At 39.8% G+C, this 19,869-nt stretch carries 15 protein-coding genes; 9 read left to right on the plus strand and 6 right to left on the minus strand.

What is annotated here, in order from left to right; translation table 11 throughout:
- The 5 genes from C4F49_RS09895 (at position 1) to C4F49_RS09915 (ending at position 8,558) form a co-directional block, all read left to right on the plus strand.
- Positions 1-729: a LytR/AlgR family response regulator transcription factor gene (locus C4F49_RS09895; protein WP_196935694.1), complete on the plus strand. Its 729-nt coding sequence runs from the start codon at positions 1-3 to the stop codon at positions 727-729.
- A 10-nt stretch (positions 730-739) separates the two neighbouring features.
- The gene (locus tag C4F49_RS09900; RefSeq protein ID WP_196935695.1) at positions 740-3,895 is read left to right on the plus strand and encodes a ligand-binding sensor domain-containing protein; all 3,156 of its coding nucleotides are present in this window, start codon (positions 740-742) and stop codon (positions 3,893-3,895) included.
- A gap of 52 nt (positions 3,896-3,947) precedes the next feature.
- Positions 3,948-4,817 (plus strand): GLPGLI family protein, encoded by an 870-nt coding sequence (locus tag C4F49_RS09905; RefSeq protein ID WP_196935696.1) that lies wholly within the window; start codon positions 3,948-3,950, stop codon positions 4,815-4,817.
- Positions 4,818-4,961: 144 nt separating this feature from the next.
- Positions 4,962-5,885 carry a GLPGLI family protein gene (locus tag C4F49_RS09910; protein ID WP_196935697.1) on the plus strand — a complete coding sequence of 308 codons (924 nt, stop codon included), beginning with the start codon at positions 4,962-4,964 and terminating at the stop codon, positions 5,883-5,885.
- A complete protein-coding gene (locus tag C4F49_RS09915; protein WP_196935698.1) occupies positions 5,886-8,558 on the plus strand; it encodes a carboxypeptidase-like regulatory domain-containing protein in 2,673 nt (890 codons plus the stop codon).
- Positions 8,559-8,566: 8 nt separating this feature from the next.
- Here C4F49_RS09915 and C4F49_RS09920 read toward each other — a convergent pair whose 3' ends face one another.
- The 3 genes from C4F49_RS09920 to C4F49_RS09930 form a co-directional block, all read right to left on the minus strand.
- Entirely contained in the window at positions 8,567-9,649 is a 1,083-nt protein-coding gene (locus C4F49_RS09920; protein ID WP_196935699.1) for an SGNH/GDSL hydrolase family protein, read from the minus strand.
- 75 nt (positions 9,650-9,724) lie between these two features.
- Positions 9,725-10,243, minus strand: a complete 519-nt coding sequence (locus C4F49_RS09925; protein WP_196935700.1) for a GNAT family N-acetyltransferase — start codon at positions 10,241-10,243, stop codon at positions 9,725-9,727.
- Between the two features lie 30 nt (positions 10,244-10,273).
- On the minus strand, positions 10,274-13,015 hold the full coding sequence (locus tag C4F49_RS09930; protein ID WP_196935701.1) for a substrate-binding domain-containing protein: 2,742 nt from the start codon (positions 13,013-13,015) through the stop codon (positions 10,274-10,276).
- 280 nt (positions 13,016-13,295) lie between these two features.
- Here C4F49_RS09930 and C4F49_RS09935 point away from each other — a divergent pair, with 280 nt between their 5' ends.
- The 3 genes from C4F49_RS09935 to C4F49_RS09945 are packed head-to-tail and all read left to right on the plus strand — an operon-like array spanning position 13,296 to position 17,333.
- Positions 13,296-14,621, plus strand: a complete 1,326-nt coding sequence (locus C4F49_RS09935) for a sugar porter family MFS transporter (protein WP_196937248.1) — start codon at positions 13,296-13,298, stop codon at positions 14,619-14,621.
- Between the two features lie 34 nt (positions 14,622-14,655).
- Complete coding sequence (locus tag C4F49_RS09940) at positions 14,656-15,606, plus strand: carbohydrate kinase family protein (RefSeq protein ID WP_196935702.1); 951 nt, start codon at positions 14,656-14,658, stop codon at positions 15,604-15,606.
- A gap of 50 nt (positions 15,607-15,656) precedes the next feature.
- The gene (locus tag C4F49_RS09945) at positions 15,657-17,333 is read left to right on the plus strand and encodes a glycoside hydrolase family 32 protein (protein ID WP_196935703.1); all 1,677 of its coding nucleotides are present in this window, start codon (positions 15,657-15,659) and stop codon (positions 17,331-17,333) included.
- Positions 17,334-17,357: 24 nt separating this feature from the next.
- Here the strand turns inward: C4F49_RS09945 and C4F49_RS17945 are convergent, their stop codons facing one another.
- The 3 genes from C4F49_RS17945 to C4F49_RS09955 are packed head-to-tail and all read right to left on the minus strand — an operon-like array spanning position 17,358 to position 18,044.
- Positions 17,358-17,537 (minus strand): hypothetical protein, encoded by a 180-nt coding sequence (locus C4F49_RS17945; RefSeq protein ID WP_231388266.1) that lies wholly within the window; start codon positions 17,535-17,537, stop codon positions 17,358-17,360.
- 53 nt (positions 17,538-17,590) lie between these two features.
- A complete protein-coding gene (locus tag C4F49_RS17950) occupies positions 17,591-17,848 on the minus strand; it encodes a hypothetical protein (RefSeq protein WP_231388267.1) in 258 nt (85 codons plus the stop codon).
- Positions 17,838-18,044, minus strand: coding sequence for a hypothetical protein (locus tag C4F49_RS09955; protein ID WP_196935704.1), 207 nt, complete (start codon positions 18,042-18,044; stop codon positions 17,838-17,840). Before C4F49_RS09955 ends, C4F49_RS17950 begins: the two co-directional genes overlap by 11 nt.
- 401 nt (positions 18,045-18,445) lie before the next feature.
- On the opposite strand from C4F49_RS09955, the gene C4F49_RS09960 reads away from it, so the two are divergent.
- Positions 18,446-19,849: a sialate O-acetylesterase gene (locus tag C4F49_RS09960; RefSeq protein ID WP_231388268.1), complete on the plus strand. Its 1,404-nt coding sequence runs from the start codon at positions 18,446-18,448 to the stop codon at positions 19,847-19,849.
- Positions 19,850-19,869 lie beyond the last annotated feature (20 nt).

Below are 19,869 nucleotides of genomic sequence, written 5' to 3' on the forward strand. Positions count from 1 at the left end.
ATGATTAAAGCTGTACTAATCGATGATGAACCTAGAGGAAGCAAATTGCTTCAACATAAACTGGAAAGTTATGCAGATTCCATCTGTATCCAGAAGATATTTAGCGATCCATTTTTGGCAATAAAAGAAATTCCTGACTTGGAACCCGATGTCTTATTTTTAGATGTGGAGATGCCTAGAATGAGTGGGTTTCAATTGCTCGAGCACCTCGCTTCTTTTTCTTTTGAAGTGATTTTTGTCACTGCATATAATTCATACACGCTGAAAGCATTGCGCGCAAGCGCATTAGATTACCTTTTGAAACCGGTTAATTCAGACGAATTGGAAATTGCCATGCAGAAATTGCAATCAAAAATCCGATCAAAAGAACAGGTGGATTTGGTCGAAAAACTAGCGTCCACATCTTCCTCTAAAGTGGCTTTGCCAACGGCAGAAGGAATTCATTTGGTGAAAAAAGAAGACATTATCAAAATTGAAGCAATGAGCAACTACAGCGTCTTTTACTTGACCAACCTGACCAAAATCATTGTTTCCAAAACTTTAAAAGAATTTGAAAAAGTGCTTTGCGAATCTCAATTCTTTCGAGTCAATCGAAGTGTCATTGTCAACATGAATTTCATTGTGAAATATAAAAAAGGCGATGGCGGAATGATTATCCTGTTGGACGAAAGTGAAATTGAAGTTTCGCCAAATAAAAAGACGGAATTGTTAACGCTATTATTTTCTTAAAATCGCTTTTGTGAAATATCTCGCTCTTGCATTTTTTATTACTTTATATTCCAACGGGCTTTCGCAAGAGCGTATTTATAATTTCATGCAGTTTACGGTCAATGATGGATTGCCGAGCAATGAGATCGTATCGATGGAAATCGACAAAAGAGGATTGCTTTGGATTACGACAGGCAGGGGTTTGTGTGTTTTTGATGGCACACGCTTCAAATTGATTAATCCAGGAAATGATATTCTGGCAAGAAATTTAACATCGATTGCGATTGACGATGAAAACAAATTATGGATGACGAGCGCCAACAGGGGTTTGTTTTCTTATGATCCCAAAAAACCGTTTAGCCAAGCTTTTGAACATATTCAACTTCATCTTTCTAAAAAGAATCTGACGAAAAACGAGCTTTACAAAGCTTTTCATGCATCTGATAAGCAGATATATTTTGGCGGTCAAGATACCGGATTGCAATCTATTGATCCGCTGACGGGAAAGATATCTCAAATCAACCTATCTGAAAATGTCATCAACAACAGTATTTACAGTTTTACCGAAGATGGAAATCGAAATCTGTATATCGGAACCCGGCATCATGGTTTGTTCAAGTATAATTTGGACCGTGAAACATCCGAAAACATTCCCCTAAATCTTGCAATAAAAAGAAGCCCTGCAGAACATGCCGTGACTAGTCTTTTCTATCAAAATCAGCACTTGTTCGTCGGCTATTACGACATTGGATTAATTCAATACGCCTTAAAACAGAAAAGTGAAAATCTCTTAATTGATTTGGGAATAAATCATTCGGCCTACGCCAACACATTCACATCCATTGCTACTTGGCCAGAAAAACCGAATGATATCATTGCTTCGCATGTAAAAGATGGATTGTATGTAATTTCCGGCAATCGCGTAACTCTCATTCCTTGGAGCAAAATAACACCAAATGATACGTCCGAAACCAAAATTACGCAGCTTTTGAAAACCAGCAATGGCCTCTGGATAGCGACCGAAGGAAAAGGATTGTTGTTTTACAATGCATCGCTCAATAAAATTTCCGATTTCTATCCATTAAAAAAAACTGAAGAACCAATCTTAAAAATCATTCAAGCGGAAGGAAATTTTTATTATTTGACGGCAAGTGAATTTGGAAAATTTAAACTAACAGATAAAAAAAGAACGCGATTATGTTCGGTCAGCGATTTGCCCATCAGCAAAATCTGGGCGATTGAAAAATCTATTTACATCAGCACCTACGACCGAGGCGTCTATGAATTTTCCTTTTCGGCCAACCAATTTCAAGAGTTGCCCATTATTGGCGAAGCACATGGTTTTCGTTCTGCAGATTGCAACAGCATCATAAAAGACACGATAAATAATCTTCCAGTTCTGTGGATTGGCTCATGGAATTCAGGAATTTACAAATACCATTTGGACACAAAACGCATCGAATTGTTTGCTACTAAAAATGGACTTCCTGACCATAAAGTAATCAATCTCGGGAAAGATAAACACAAGACAATTTGGGTGGCGACCGATGGATTTGGCCTGTTGCAAATTGTGGACAAAGAAAACTTTGCCTACAAACATCACTGGCATAGCAAATCTCAAAATTCAATCCCCTCCAATACGCCATTCAATTTTCTATTGGATACAAAAGGAAGATTTTGGATGACTTCAGCTTCATCTGGCTTGACAGAAATCGCTCTCAAAAATGGAAACTATGTTTTCGAACAAACCAAAGACCAGAATGCTAGCCCATGGTTATACACCCATCAATTCTATGAATTAAATGATGGCAGTTTATTTATGCAAAGTGCGGATGGATTTATGATTTTCTGCCCAAAAACAGAGAAATTCATTCAGTTAAATGTCGCTAAAGGATTGGTTCCTTCTCCCTACTATAAATCGATAACAACCTTCCATTTTTCAGATTCTTTTCTATGGCTGACGAACAAAGGGCTGATTGAGGGAAAAGCGTCCAGTTTCGCTAAAGTCGACGAAAAAATCAGCCGTCCGATAATCAGTTCGTTTAAAATACAAAACGAAGACGCAAGCCATTTACTATTCACTAAAGAATTGGTTTTATCTCCTGAAGAAAACAACTTTTCGTTTACTTTTTCGGATAAACCGGGAGAAACATTAACAATCAAACATGCTTATTTTTTAGAAGGCTTCGATAAAAATTGGATTGAGAGCGACGAGGAATTGTCGGCTTTTTACTCCAATTTACCTGGCGGAAAATACACTTTTAAAGTCCGAAATGGCGATGTGTACGGGAATTGGAATGAGGACATCGCGCAGGTTTCTATCTATTTGAAAACGCATTGGTATTTAACCTGGTGGTTCAGGACTCTGATGGTTCTTCTCATCATTTTTGTCTTGATTGCTGTGTTTACCTATCGTCTGCAACAGCAGAAGAAAGTTAACCAGCTTCAGCGCACGTTCAATATCCGTTTAGCAAAAGAGCTAAAAGAACAAACGAAGCTAGTCGAAGAACAGATGAAAACATTGGAGCGCGAACGGCAAGAAAATCTATTGTTGGAAATGCGTCAAAAACTATCGGAAAGCGAACTGAAAGCTGTTCGTTCACAGATGAATCCTCATTTTATTTTCAACGTGCTCAATTCCATTGAATCTTATGTAGTCGAAAATGACAGCAAAAAAGCCAGCCATTTAATTCAGCAGTTCTCCCGCTTAAGCCGTTTGGTTTTAGAAAATAGCATGGTGGGATTTGTCGATTTGAAAAGCGAACTTTTGCTTAACACCTTGTATCTGGAACTTGAGCAAGAGCGTTTTGAAAATTCATTTTCATTCGAAATCGATGTTGCTTCGGATATCAATCAAGAAACACAGCAGATTCCTTCGATGTTGATTCAGCCTCTGATTGAAAATGCCATCCACCACGGGATTCGGCATTTGAAAGACAAACACGGCCTAGTGTCAATTCGCATTTTTCGAGAAAATCAATTTATTGTTGTCGAAATTGCCGATAATGGGGTTGGGTTTTCGAATGAGATGGAATCGTCGTTCAAGAATACTTCCTTTGGCATAAAAGGGGTAATCGACCGCCTAAACATCGTCAATTCTGAAAAAATCAATGCCGAAGAATTTTTGCATATTCTCCACAACGGCGAAAATTATACAACCAAAATCATTATCCGGTTAGCCAGTTAGATTTGCCTCGTAATTTATTTTTTTTCTATCTTTAAAAGAATAGAAAAAAATTATGATAAAGGCCTTTTTATTTTTACTAAGTATAACAACCGTTGTACGAGGTTATTCGCAAGAAATGGATGCGGTATTAGCAACGGTTCATTATAATTTCAAATACGTTAATGATACGAGCGACCGAGTAAATCTTCAGAAAGAAGAATTGATAACCTATCTCGGAAAGAATTCGAGCTTTTCAGAATCCTATGAGTATTTCAAACTTTCCGAAAATTTAGCGAGCCAAGCCCAAGACCCAAAAAACGAAGGCTATTTAAAAGTGAGTATTAACTCTTCCGAAAGCAATGAATATTACTTTCTCTATCCAGCAAAAAAAGAATTAAAAAGACTGTACAAATTTGAGGGAAATGACTTTTTAATCGAGGATGTCTACCCCACACAAGATTGGAAACTCAGCGAAGAAACAAAAAACATTGGAGATTATACCTGCCAGAAAGCAGAGGCCACATTTAAAGGCAGGAAATATACCGCTTGGTTTACGACAGAAATTCCTTTTCCGTTTGGACCTTGGAAATTGCATGGACTTCCTGGATTGATTTTAGAAGCTTATGACGATAAAAAGGAAGTAGTTTTTGACTATGCGGGATTTGATTTAGTTGAAGGCCCAGCGTTAAAAATAGGAATTCCGAAGCAAGTGAAGTTGCACAAAATTGATGATATACATAAAATAAAAAAGGCCTTTGAAGAAAATCCTGAAGCATTTTATGCGAATTATGCCGAACCGGTAAAAGTTGAAATGATAAACGGAAGACCGAAGAACAGCTTTGAATTGATGAATCGCGAAAATTACGTTGGAATCGACATCGTTCCAGATGAAAGCTACAGCCCTTCTATGAAAAAGAATAATCCGATTGAGTTGGCGCCTTAATGCGCACAGTATGAACTATAACTTTTCATCAACTGATAAAAAATTTTCTTTCTCGTGCTACGCAATTTCAAAAACTAGACGGTAAAAACAAAAAACAATCATATTTCTACTAAATTTTCGTATATTTACTAAAATTTCAAAGACATGATTAAACTAATTTTCTCAACCTGCCTTTGTTTCAGCATTTTAGGCATTCAAGCACAAACCTTTTCCGTGACTAGCGGAACCCGAGTAGCAGTTCCTAGAGTAGAAGAAGAAGGTGGTGAACCGATACTAGCTAAAATTCATTATAATTTTAAGCACCTTAATGATACAACCAACAAAGCACAGTTTCTAAAAGATGAAACGGTTACGTATTTATCGAAAGCAACTAGCTATTATACGACCTATAGCTCTTCTAAAGTAAGCGAAGAAGTTGCTAGACAAGTTGCTGACCCTACATTTGATGGAAATATCAAGATTACGAAGTCAGTAACAGGCATCAAAACTTTCTACTATTTAGAACCCAATGAGCAAGATTTAAAAGCTGTTCATCAGGTTGGAATCAATGAATTTTTATCGGAAGAAGAATTTCCCGTACAAGATTGGAAATTAACTGACGAGCGCAAAACCATTGGAGGATATGACTGTCAAAAAGCTGAAGCCACATTCAAAGGCCGGACATACACTGCATGGTTTACGACAGAAATCCCATTCCCATACGGGCCATGGAAATTAAATGGTTTGCCAGGACTTATTTTAGAAGCGCATGATGCAAAAAATGAAGTTGTTTTTGAATATGCAGGATTTGACCTCATCGACTCCTTGAACTTAAGAATGGGAATCCCGCAGCTAGCCAAAGTCGACAAAGTTGGAGACATCAAAAAAGCGGAAGCAGCATTCGAAAGCAATCGCCAAGCCGCAGTAAATTCAGGAAGCGGTGCAGTAAAACTGGGCATTATTCGTGGTATGAAGCCGAATAATACGAGCAGCGAATCAATGAGTAAAATTAAAAGTATCAATGTTCTAGCTGACGAAAACTACAAGCCATCGCAGACAACGAATAATCCAATTGAATTAACCCAGTAAATGTTGCGTCAGCTATTTTTCATACTTTTTCTTTTGTTTACTGTGCATGGATTGAAAGCACAAGATAATACCCTATCAGGCGCCGTTTTGGATCAGGTGTCCAAAGCTCCGATATCGCATGCTACCGTGTTGCTGAAAGGAAAGGACGGCCTCGTTATTGCATTTAAATCGACGAATGATAAAGGGGAATTCACTTTTAAAGTCACGAATCCTTTAACAGAATTGACACTTGAAATCAATCATTTGGGTTACCAAAAATTTCAAAAGCAACTCTCGAATTCCGATAAAAACCTTCGATTGGAGCTTCAGCAAAAAACGATTGTCTTAGAAGACATCACAGTCAAGAGCAGGCCTCGAATTGCGAGAATGGGTGATACATTGGCCTACAATGTCGAATCATTTTCAAAAGAAGAAGACCGCTCGATCGGCGATGTGTTGAAAAGAATGCCCGGAATCGAAGTGAGCGATGCCGGACAGATCAAATACCAAGGAAAATCCATATCCAATCTGTACATTGATGGAGATGATCTGCTCGAGGATCGATATTCGATTGGCACGCGTACCATTCCTCATAAAATGGTAAAAGACATTCATGTGCTGAATAATCATGAGCATTTAAAAGTATTGAAAAATAAGCGGTTTTCAGACCAAGTTGCCATCAATCTGGTTATTAAAGACGATGCAAAATTAAAGCTAACAACCGAAGCAAAGATCGGCTTGGGATTGCCCAAGCAATACGATGTTGAAGTCAATAACATGCTCTTCAATAAGAAGACAAAATTTCTTAATGTTTTGGCGGGGAACAATATCGGCCAAAGTTACAATGGCGATCTGTCTGGTTTTAATCAAAAAACGTTGCTTAGCGAATTGGGCAATTCCAGAGTGAATAACCTGCTTTCTCTAGGGACAGTCGGAGAGCCTCCGATTGAGCGCAGTCAATATTACCTGAACAATTCGTTGAGCGTGAATGCCAATGATTTGATTAATCTAAAAAATGAATGGCAGTTGAAACTAAATTTAAATGCCATTTACAACCAAGACGAAACAAGTTATTACGCGGAGCGCACTTATTTTATCGAAGACGACATTTTTGATTACAGAGAAAACCAAGAAACGGAAACCAAGCAGTTTTTGGGCGCTTTGCGGATGAATTTAAATAAAAACGCGAATAAAAAATACATAAGCAACAGCCTGTCGTTAGAATACGAAAAGGAAGACAAAACAGCTTTGCTGATCAGCAATGACGAAACTTTAAACCAGCTTGCTGCGCATAAGATCCGCGGATTTACCTATAGAATGGAATATGTTCCAGAGTTGAACAACAAAAACGTGCTTCAGTCCAATCTCTATATCAACTACGGGAACAAGCCCCAAAGCCTGTCTATTCAACCGGGCGTTTTTTCTTCGATTTTCAATGATTCGATTCCCTATAACCGCAGCCTGCAGGAAGTAGAAGTTCCTCAATTTTTTACAAATTACTCGTTGGGCTATCGCATTCCAAAAGGAAAGATAAAACAGTATTACGACATGGGTTTCAGCCTTGAAAACCAAAATCTATCGAGTAGCCTTTTGCTGGAAGAAGAAGAAGGATCGGCATTGCGTCTAGCATCCGAAAACAGCATCAATGATATGCTGTGGAACCGAATTCGCTATTTCGTTACGCCGCAATACGAATGGGCTTACAAGCGCTTCTCATCTTCTTTGACAATGCCTGTTTCAATCCAGAATATTCTGTACAGAGACCGAAATTTCAGCATAGATGAAAACCGGTTTGATCTGCTTTTTAATCCAAACCTCCGAATGAAACAGCGCATAGGTTACGAAGGCGAACTGGATTTTAATTATTCGTTCAATAATACTTTCGGAACGATAGAGAATGTCTATAGGGGATTAGTACTCAAAAATTACCGGACATTATCCTCCAATTCATCAGACATCAATGAAACGCAAACCCATCAAGTCGGATTAAATTATAGGGTTGGCCGCGCAATTAAATTATTGTTTTACAACTTTGGTTTGCATTATGCGCACAACAGCATGAACAACATTGTGTCGAGTCAAGTCAACAACGAAATTATTGAAACCGTTTTGTTGAACATTGAAAATTCAACCCAATCGCTGAACCTCAATGCGGGTATTGATGCGTTTATTTTCCCATTATCAAGTTCGGTAAAATTAAACGGAGGCTTTACGCTAACGGACTATAATCAATTGTTGAACGGCAATCTACTTCCTTTTCAAAACCTGACGTACAGCATAAATCCACGGTTTGAATTAAAGATCTGGAAAGGGTATAATCTTTCTTACAACGGAACAGCCAGCCTGACTCAAAGTCGCCAAACAGGAGGATCAAGCGATTTAGATCGGAATTTCAGACAGTTGAACCAATCTATCTCGTTGCCATTTAATCCTGTTAAGGGCGTACATGTGCGCTTTACGGCGAGGCATTTGTTTACGGAACAAATCGAGGCGGAAAATTTGAATTATGTCTTTGCCGATTTCTTTACGCGTTACCGCCATCCGAAATTAAAAACAGATTTCGAGTTTTCTATCAACAACATTGCGAACATCAAAAATTTTGAAACCTATTCGGCAAACGCAAATTTGATTTCCTACTCTTCCTATCAATTGCGCGGAAGAATAGCGATGCTGAAGGTTGTGTTCAATCTATAACTTCCATTTTACAATTTATATTTCCCAAGTATATCCAAAATTTTGGGCTGAATATCCTTAACCATTCGTTCGAAGCCTATGTCATTCGGGTGCGTTCCATCGACCGTGCCTTCGTGATCATGCCCTAAGAAATTGGTAGATGGCAGAAAATACAAGTCTGTAATTCCTTCTTGAAGCAATCGTTGATATTCGGCTTGCGCAGCACGGTTTTGATCACTCACATGCGTTCCAACTTTTGCATTAAAATAACCATGCTCCCGAACAAGGCTTTGCATCAGAATAATCGGTGCAGAAGGATGTTTCTGTCGAATGGTTTTCACTAGATAATTTGTGCGCGCTGTGATTTCTTCTGGACTTGAGTTTGGAATGCAGTCCAAAAGATATACGTCCGCTGGAATCGATGCAACCATATTGGCAACTTCTGGTTCCATTTTTGCGCTGCCGCTGAAACCTAGATTCAGAAACTGATACCCTGTATTTCTTGTCAGAATGGATGTGTAGTTTAAGCCCGGCCTGCTCGCTGAAGCGCCTTGAACAATGCTGGATCCATACACCAAAATCCGCCTTTTAAAAGGTTGTGCGATCGCCGAAATAGTCGTGTTCTCGTCTACGGCGACTTCCAGATTTTTCAGCTCATCATACAATGGCAGATATAGCAAAAATTCTTTTTCGCTTCCGTCCATATTGCTTATGATTTCAACATCGCTACAGGTATCTTTTGGCGCAGCCGCTCCCGCAAATTGCCATTTGCCATTGTGCTTAATGTACAGGTCGAAACCCTTCTGCGCGATTGGTGTTAAATTTCCATTCGCACCATTTCCTTTTACGCACCATTTTAGCCGAATTTTCGTCGAACTGCTTTTAAATCCAACGGCAAGTCCTGCAGCATGCGTGGCTAGATAGGACACACGTTTTGGTAAGCCAGCATAGGCTGAAGTATCGATCCGATGGAAGAGCTCTGGGGTTTTCTCGATTTTCCCGATCATGAATTTTTCATCGATTGGATAATAAATTGATTTCTTCTGCGCAAAGGCCGAATACGCTAAGCAAAGAATTAAGATGAAAATTGATACTGATTTTTTTAAGTCCATAGTTCGTTTAACCGTTAGATTTAGTTTGATAAAGCTAAAAAGTTTCTTCCAAAAAAATGAAAAATTATCGTTCAGTTACTTTGCCAAAGAGTACCAAGTCAATAAATCGTCTCCATCTTTGAAAAGCTCCACAAATTGAAAGCCCAATTTTTCGAGAACATGCCTCGAACCCGAATTCTCAGGATCTGTGATCGCATAGATCTTTTCCAAATCGAGTACTTCAAAACCATAATTCACAACAGCTTTAGCAGATTCTGAGGCATAACCTTTGCCCCAATGCTTGCGTTTGAACCGATATCCCAATTCGTAGATATTTGCCTGCTTATTGAGCCGTTCACGGAAAAATTTCAATCCGCACCAACCTACACATTCTCCAGAAGATTGGTCAATAACTGCCCAGCGACCGATTCCGTTTTCTTGATATTGTTTTCGAATAAAATGAATCGTCTCAATCACCTCTTCCTTTGATTGCACAGGTTTTTTGTCAATGTATTGATGCACTTCTGGATCGGAATCCATTTCAAAAAGGTCGTCGACATCGATAAGCTGGATCTCCCGAAGGAATAAACGTTCTGTTTGGAGGATGTAAGTCATTTTGAATTAGCTATTTATTGGTTTCTCAAATTACCGCCCAAGTTTTTCCTTTTTAAATGCTGTTGGTGTCATTCCAAATTGCTTTTTAAATGCTGCCGCAAAGTACGCTGCTGATGAAAAGCCAATTTTTTCTGCAATTTCATTGATGTTCAATCCCTCAATAATCAGGTGTTTGGATTTCTTCAAGCGGCGCTGCAATACATAATCGTTGACGCTGCAATTTAAGAGGCTCTTCGTTTTTCGATACAGATGTACCCGCGAAATATTCAGCTCTCCGGCGATTTCTTCTACCGTAAATCGAGGATCACTTAGTCTAGATTCCACGACCATTTCCAAATGCTGGATAAACCGTTTATCCTGTTCCGTATAGCCCGATTCTTCATGCTGTTCTACAGCAGAAATGTAGCGATCCTTAAGCTGTTTTCGCGAAAGGATCAAGTTGCTGATCACCGCCATAAGGTGAGGGACATGGAACGGCTTGGTGATGTATGCATCCGCCATCAGGCGCATGCCTTCAATTTTTGCTTCATCTGTATCCAAAGCACTTAATAAAAGTACCGGGATCTGTGAGGTTGGCGCATTGTTTTTTATCGTCTGCAAGAGATCGAGCCCGCTTCCGTCAGGAAGCATAATGTCGCTGATAATCAGGTCAGGATAACTTTTCTCAACTTTATTTTTTGCATCAGCAAAGCTCTTGGCGAAAAGAACATTGTATTCTTTTTCAAGCAGCGTTTTTAGAAAATGTCGGATATCCGGATGATCATCGATGACAAGGATATTCGCTGATTTACTGGAATGAAATGAGCTATTTTCTTGGATTTCTTCATCCGCATGCTGTACGTGTTCATAATCCGTAAAGAACGAAGTCGATGGCTCATCGGCCGTCCGCAGCTCTTCATCCTTCAAATGTTGCTTACCAATTGGCAAGCGTAAAGTAAATGAAGAACCCATATTTTCCTTGCTGCTCACCGTGACTTGTCCATGATGCAGGCTAACGATTTCTTTTACATAGGCCAAGCCGATACCCGATCCCTGAGGGCTCGGACTTGCTTGATAAAATGGTTCGAAAATCTGATCAATAGCAGAAAGCGGAATTCCTATGCCGTTATCGATCACTCGGATGTAAACATGGTCGGCAAATGTATTTTCTTCGACCAGCACAGAAATTTTTCCTCCAGAAGAGGTGAATTTAAACGCATTTGACAATAAGTTGGAAATCGCTTGTTCCATCAGGTATGTGTCCATCCAGATTTCCTTGATCGATGTATTGCTCGTGTAACTTAGTGAAATGCGCTTTTGTTGCGACAAAGGCTTAAAGTTTGCCAGTTGCTGTTGAATGAAAGCGTCAATCTGTACAGGAGAAGCTTGAAGCCTGGCTTGTGTTTTATCAATTCGGTTGATATCGATGAGATCCGTCACCAAATGCTGCAACTTTTTCGCGTTGCGTTTGATTCGGGTTAACTGATCCTTTCCTTCTGGAGAAATATTTTTTTCTTTTTCAAGTTCATCCATTGGCGCAAGGATCAGCGTCAGGGGCGTCTTAAATTCATGCGAAACATTTGTAAAGAAATTGCTTTTCGCCTCTGAAGCTTGTTGCACCTTTTCATTCATCTCAATAATCTCCTGTTGCTGCGACAAGATTTCCTTATTCTGCGCTTCCAAATGCTTGTTTTTCTCCCAATTGCTTTTGATAACGACAATTGCAATTCCTCCAAAGACCACCGATAACACCAAACTGATGACTACGCTGTTCAAGGTCGATTTTTGGTTTAGGTACAAGGCCTTTTGTTCCACAATTAATTCTTGGCGTTTGTCAATGTCCTTTTGCTGTTCTTGTATTTTGTTGGATTGAAGAATCATCAATCCGGCATTTTCTTTATTGATTACTAGCGTTCCGAGAATGTTTTCTCGTTTGTAAGGCTGTTTATTCAAGATTGCCATCGCTGTGCGTATCGCCTCCGTTCCTCCAGTTGGATACAGCATAGAAGCGTAGAGATTGCCTTTCATAATCTCTTCCAAACCATTTCCTGCACCCGGCAAAGCATCAACACCGACAATTTTTATTCGGTCTATTCCTTGTTCATCTAGTGCTTGTTTTACGCCTAAAGCCATTTGATCATTAAAGGCGAGAATCATATCATTTTCTTGCAGAGAGGACATGTTCTTTTTTGCTTCCAAATAAGCCTTTTCCTTTTCCCAATCTCCGCTTAACTGCACGTCGATTTGTATGTTTGGAGTTTTTTCGAGCGCTTCACGAAATCCATTTTCTCGTTCCATGGATGCCGAAGACCCCATTAATCCAGTCACAATCGCAACACGTCCGCGGTTTTCTGAAACCTGCGCAATGTATTGACCCGCTAAATGTCCGATCGCTGTATTGTCAGCACCAACGTAGGCATTATAAAGTCCAGAAGACGTTTTTCGGTCCGTGACGACAACAGGAATATTCTTTTGAAAAACAGAATCCACGATAGCCGTTAGCGGTTCGGCTTCATTGGGAGAGACAATCAGCAGGTTGATATCGCTGTTCAGTAATTCCCGAATTTGCTGTATCTGTTTTTCATTATCGCCCTGCGCATCCCGATAAATAAATTCGATGTCTGGATAAAACGAAAGTTCCCGCTTCATTTCTTCCAACATGGTTTCTCGCCAAGCATCATTTCCTACACATTGCGAAAAAGCGATGACGAATTTACTCCGCTCCTGCTTTGGAGTACAGGAACTGAGCGCTAGTAAAACTACGATGGAGCAAATAGCCAGAAATCTGAACATCTCTTTTTCGGTTTAATACAGCAAGATACATTATTTTGCTTTTTTTAGCAGTATGTTGATATACTTAGTGTCTGAAATACACATTTTCGTTTGCTATAGAACAGGTAACATCAGCTAAAGAAACTGTTCAAATATAGATAATAGGGCGATACAAAATTTTAACAAGTATTTATCTATCAGCCATTTATTAAATTGTTACACAATCAATGAATTTAGTCCTCAATTATTTCTCCTCAGCTTCCTTAACCTTTTACATTTGAAAGTATCAATTATAAATAACATGAACAACAATACGGTTTTAGCATGGTCATTCGTGGTGGCTTTGGGAGGATTTTTATTTGGTTTTGACACAGCCGTAATTTCTGGAGCTGAAAAAGCAGTCCAGAGCTTTTGGAACTTGACGGAATTTCAGCACGGGTTGACAATGGCCATTGCATTAATCGGAACAGTCGTCGGAGCGGCATTAGGCGCATTTCCTTCGGATAAGTTAGGCAGAAAAAACACACTGTTCTTTGTCGCTGCACTTTACTTCTTCTCAGCAATCGGAACAGCGCTTGCGCAAGATTGGACCGTGTTTATCATTTTCCGTTTTCTAGGCGGTATTGGGGTAGGTATTTCTTCGGTCACTGCGCCGATTTATATTTCTGAAATTTCGCCCGCAGGCTCTCGGGGAAAGCTTGTCGGGCTGTTTCAGTTCAACGTGGTTTTAGGAATTCTAGTTGCCTATCTTTCTAATTATTTTATTGGACAAGGCGGAGAAGAGTCTTGGCGATGGATGTTAGGCGTACAAGCCTTTCCGTCTTTGCTGTTCTTTTTGCTAATATCTCTGGTTCCGGAAAGTCCTCGCTGGCTTTTGTTGCACAAAGGAAACGTTGAGCAAGCGAAACAGATTATGAAGAAAATCAACAGCGAAACCTATCAAGCGGATGTACAACAAATCTTGAATAGCAATACACAAACTGACACGAACGACTCGAAACTTTTTTCAAAAGAAAATCGCATTCCGGTTCTTTTAGCCATCCTATTTGCCGTTTTCAATCAGGTCTCAGGAATCAACGCCATTATTTATTATGCTCCCCGCGTGTTTGAAATGGCAGGTTTAGGCGAACAAAGTTCTTTGCTTTCGACCGTGGGTATTGGTTTGGTTAATTTTATATTTACGTTGATTGCAATTAATTTTATCGACAGAGTAGGCCGACGCAAACTGATGCTGATTGGGTCATTAGGACTGATTGCCTCACTATCGCTGGTATCTTACGCCTTTTTCTCAGGACATACCGAAGGAATGACCGTTACGCTTTACCTGATGCTATACATTGCCTTTTTTGCATTTTCTCAAGGCGCTGTGATTTGGGTGTTCATTTCTGAAATTTTCCCGAACAACGTGAGGGCGAAAGGACAAACTTTAGGAAGCTTGACACATTGGGTGATGGCTGCGATTATCACATTTTCTTTTCCAGCCTTAACAGAATGGCTAGGTGGCGGATATACCTTCCTAATCTTTGCAGGATTTATGGTTTTGCAATTGATTTTTGTTTTAAGAATGATGCCCGAAACAAAAGGGACAAGTTTAGAAAATATGGGAAAAACCTTCAATCTTCATTAAGTTAGGGAAGATTTTGGATTAAACATAAACAACAATGAAAACGGAGAAGCTTGATTTAAAAGGAATTTGTTTTGGAGAAATCCTGTGGGACAACCTTCCTACTGGACGAAAATTGGGAGGCGCACCGCTTAATGTTGCTTACCATCTAAACAAATTAGGGATTCATACGGAAATGCTGACTAGGATTGGAAATGACCAAGATGGAGACGATTTAGTGGCTATCTGCGAAGAACTGGAAGTTCCTGTTCGCCTCTTTCAACGCGACGCGACACAGCCAACATCGACTGTAGAAGTAAGCCTCGACGAGAAGGGAGATGTTCGTTACGAAATCGTATTCCCTGTTGCTTGGGATTACATTGCCTCTGGCGAAAAAGAACTTGACGCTGTTCAGCATGCAGATTTTTTCGTTTTCGGAAGCTTGTCCACCCGCAATGATGAAAGTTATGAAACACTAAAATCTTTATTGGCTGTAGCAAATTTTAAAATATTCGATGTAAACCTCCGCGCACCATTCTATAGCAAAGAACGCATTTTTGAATTGCTCAATTATGCTGATTTTGTTAAAATGAATGAAGAGGAATTAGGCTTTATCGCCGACTGGCTCGTGCTTCCAACAACGCTGACCGACCACCAGAAAGTTGAACAAATCATGCATGCTTTTGAGGTCAAAGAAATCATCGTAACCTATGGCGCCAATGGCGCAATCTTTCATTCGCAGATTGGAAAATTCAGCTTTCAATTCCCTGCTTTTAAGGTACAGGTGAAAGATACCATCGGAAGCGGCGATTCGTTCTTAGCGGCTTTTATTTCTCAGCGTTGCTGTCAGGACAAAGTGACAAATCCAGAAGAAATGTTGGAATTTGCGACGACATTGAGTGCTTTTGTAACCCAAAGTTCAGGCGCATGCCCTTCTTATGAAGCGAGCACCATCAACCATTTTCATTGGAAATATTTCTTGGACAAAGGATTAATGCCTTCAAATTAAAAACTAATCAACACCTAATAATCAAACTAACCCATAAATTTAAAACAGACATGATAAAGAAACTCATTTTACTACTCTTACTCTGCGGAGGAATTGCAAAATCCTCCCTCGCACAGCAGGCATTTACTACGACATTTGATGTAGAAAAGCAATACATAAAGATTCCTGTAAAAAATGGTGCGACTAAGCGCAATGTGGAAATCAAATTAAACAATGAAAAATTAAGATGGTTCAACGTAGAATTGGCGGATGAAAATCCAGACTGGTATGCTTATTTGTATGTAGGCGACTGGAAAGGCTCCAAGCTAACACTAACTGTTGACGCATTGCCTGCAGACAGCAAGGCTTTTTCTCAGGTTCAGCAGGCTGAGCAAAACACGGAAGAACGAGATTATAAAGAGCCATTGCGCGCGCAATTTCACTTCTCTCCGCTTCGTGGCTGGGTGAATGACCCGAATGGATTGGTGTATTACAAAGGAGAATACCATTTGTTTTTTCAGCACAATCCCTACGGCGTAAATTGGGGAAACATGCATTGGGGACACGCGGTTTCTAAAGATTTGGTTCATTGGAAACAGTTGGATGAGGCTTTGTATCCAGATAATTTCGGCACGATGTTCAGCGGAGGCGCTGTCGTCGATGTAGACAACACAAGCGGCTTGGGAACGGCGAAAGACAAACCGATGGTTTTGTTTTATACAGCTGCTGAAAAAGCTTGGGAGCAAGGGCTAGCTTATAGTTTGGATGGACGTACATTCACGAAATTACCGAATACAATTCTTGATAAAATTACGGATGGCAATCGCGACCCGAAAGTCATTTGGCATGAGCCAAGCAAACATTGGGTGATGGTGCTTTATGTGACGGAGCCTGATAATTTACACACGATGCATTTCTTCACTTCGACAGATATGAAATCTTGGACATTTACAAGCAAAATTGTTGGTGGCCGTGGCGATGACCGTTACATGCACGAGTGTCCAGAATTTTTCGAACTAGCGGTAGATGGTGATTCGAAAAACAAAAAATGGATATTGACTGGAGCGGATAGCCAATATGCTATCGGCACATTCGACGGCAAAACATTTACTCCTGAAGAAGAGCGTTTATTTAGCCAGCATGGAAGAGATTATTATGCAGCGCAAACATTCAGCAACGAGCCAAAAGGGCGCCGAGTAGAAATCGGCTGGTGGCGCACGCATACCAACCAAGGCAACAACTCATTCAATCAATCGATGAGCGTACCGATGGAAATCAAATTGAAGAAAACCGCTAAAGGCCTTCGTTTGGTGCGCATTCCTGTGAAAGAACTGCAAGTTTTAAGAAACAAATCCACTAAAATCAAAAAGAAGAATATTTCTGCTGAAACAGCAAATGTATTGAGCGGACTGTCTTCGGAAACTGCAGAAATTCAATTGGTATTAAAACCAAATGATAGCAAAAAAATACAGCTTGTTGTCCGTGGTTTAGCCATCAATTACGATGTGGCGAAACAAGAACTTGAAATTGACAAAGTCAAAGCTCATGCTCCATTAATCGATGGCAAGTTAGATTTACATCTTTTTGTAGACCGCACTGGTGTTGAAGTTTTTGCCGCAAAAGGCGAGACTTACATGCCTGTAAATTACAACTTGAAAGCAGAAAACTTGTCGTACGAGCTTCGTGCAGAAGGCGGTTCGGCTACACTAGAAAGTTTAGAATTTTATACGCTTAAAAGCATCTGGTAAATTATTTTTCCAGGTGCTATTTCGTCATTTTTTTGGTGTTTTTTTTGGATGTGGAAGACCTTTATTCGGCTGTGTTTTTTTCAATTTTTGTAAAGATTCAATATCGCCAAGGTCTTTTGCACGTCCAGTAGCCTGTTTGTTTTTGATGAAATCATCGTTTACACTTATAAATGATACTTCCAAATCGTCAATTTCTATTATCAACCTTGCGCTATATGCATCATCAAATTCAACGTCAGATATAGCATTTAGAATACCTATTCGTAAAGGCGGGTAACATAATTTTCCCGAAGGAAATCTTCTTCAGAAAGTCCAAGTGCCGCAAATCCGAAATCCTTAAGTACCTTGACCATTTTATGGGCATTTTTAGCCTCTAGTTTTATCCATATATCGAAATCTCCGGTATGCCTTGGTCTGCCGTATATAGAAAGAGCATATGCTCCTATCACCATATACTTTACTTTATGCTTATTTAAAAGTTGAATGAAATCTATAAAATCCTCTTCAAATATCATTATTTCGATGAGTAATTGTCTTTTCCATACGCTCAGGATAATTGCCAAGCAACCAACTGTAATATAATCTTCGAAGGCGCGTAACTTCAGCTATCCGTTCGGAATTTGAACGAGCTAACCAAAATTGGATGTCCATCAAATCCTCTTCGTTCTTTAATATTTGATTGGCAACCATTGCCATCTTCCTTTTTTTCATGGATTATATACAAGACTTATTGATGTAAATATACAGAATTTCGCACGGAACGAGAATAGGATAAGCGTATTTAGATACTCTTGTAGCAACGGAGTTTTGGTGAAAAAGTGTCTCGGATACGCGGTAGTGTAATAACTAAAGCGAGAATCTTTTAAAAAGTATTAGAAGAAGCTTAAATTAGAAATACGGAATCCATATAATCTATTATAAGCAGGATAGTACAGTATGGTTACTTGACGGAAAAATATAAATTTGTATCTTTCATATTGCCAAGGCAAAGGGCACATGCTTCAAGCATGTTTTTCGGTTGAGTTATATGTTTTTTTGCTAAAACGATTAGCCTTGACTCTAATAGAATAGAACAGCATTGCAAAGCATTGATACTAACAAAAATCCAAATCATGATACATAAACTACGGTTATTAACGATTCTACTTTTTCTTAGCTTAGCAGGTTATTCCCAGTTAAGGCTTCCGCATGTACTTTCGGACAACATGGTTCTACAGCGCAATTCTACCGTTCAGGTTTGGGGATGGGGAAGAGCCGCTTCTACCGTTGCTATTACTGCTTCTTGGTCGAAAGATACTGTTCGAACAGTCATTGATGGTGGCGGAACATGGAGAGCAGAGCTTCCTACGATTGAGGCTGGGGGCCCATACACGGTAAGTGTTGAATCTGGAAACCAAAAAATAACCTTGCAAAATTTGCTTCTGGGCGATGTCTGGCTTTGTTCAGGCCAATCAAATATGGAATGGGGAGGTGAACAGAACCTTAAAGAAATCTTAGATGAATTGCCTCAGGTGAATGATAATCAAATCCGTTTGCTGCAAGTGAGCCGTTATGCGGCAGACTATCCTCAAGAAGACATTACCGATTCTTGGCAAGTATTAAATGCTGAAAATTTACGTTCGTTCTCTGCTATAGGGTACTTCATTGCAAAAGAATTCCGCAAGGAACTGAATGTTCCGATTGGCATCATCAATGCAAGCTGGGGAGGAACGCCAGCAGAAGTCTGGACTCCATCCTACTACATCAATAACGATTCCCGCCTTTTGGAAGCTTCCGAAAAACAAACTGCCGCTTCTTTCCGTCCACACCGCAAAGGCGTTTTGTGGAACAGCATGATTTATCCCTTAAAAAACCTGAAAATTTCAGGTGCATTTTGGTACCAAGGGGAAAGCAATGTAGGCACATGGTCGAGTTATGATCAGCTGATGCAGAATCTGATTGCTTCTTGGCGGACAGCATGGAACGAGACATTGCCATTCTATTTTGTACAGATTGCCCCATTTAATTACAACAACAAAACAGCTTTAGCTTCTTTATTGCGCGAGCAACAACTAAAAACTGTACAAGCTGTTCCGGAAACCGGAATGGTGGTAGTGTCGGATTTAGTTGATAATGTTGCCGATATTCATCCCATTCAAAAACGTGCTGTCGCGCAGCGCCTAGCGGCTATTGCGCTGCATGACCATTACCAAAAGAAAGGTCAAGACTACAAATCACCGCTGTACAAAAGCCATGAAATCAAAGGCAAAACAATTGTCGTTGACTTTGATTTTCTGAGCAATGGATTGGTGATTAAAGATGCACCGTTAACGGACATTTACATCGCTGGCGCAGACCAAGTCTTTCATCCGGCCAAAGCTGCCGTGCAAGGAAACAAGCTAGTTGTTTCTTCAACAGAAGTTTCTGCTCCGGTTGCGGTGCGGTTCGGATTTAGCGAGTCGGCGATGCCAAATCTATTCAATAGCAAAGGATTGCCCGTTGCTCCATTCCGAACAGATAACTGGATTTTAAAATAAGTTTTACCATTCTTCCCTTA

This window comes from Sphingobacterium hungaricum, from assembly GCF_015210005.1.
GTDB classification, from domain to species: Bacteria; Bacteroidota; Bacteroidia; order Sphingobacteriales; family Sphingobacteriaceae; genus Sphingobacterium; species Sphingobacterium hungaricum.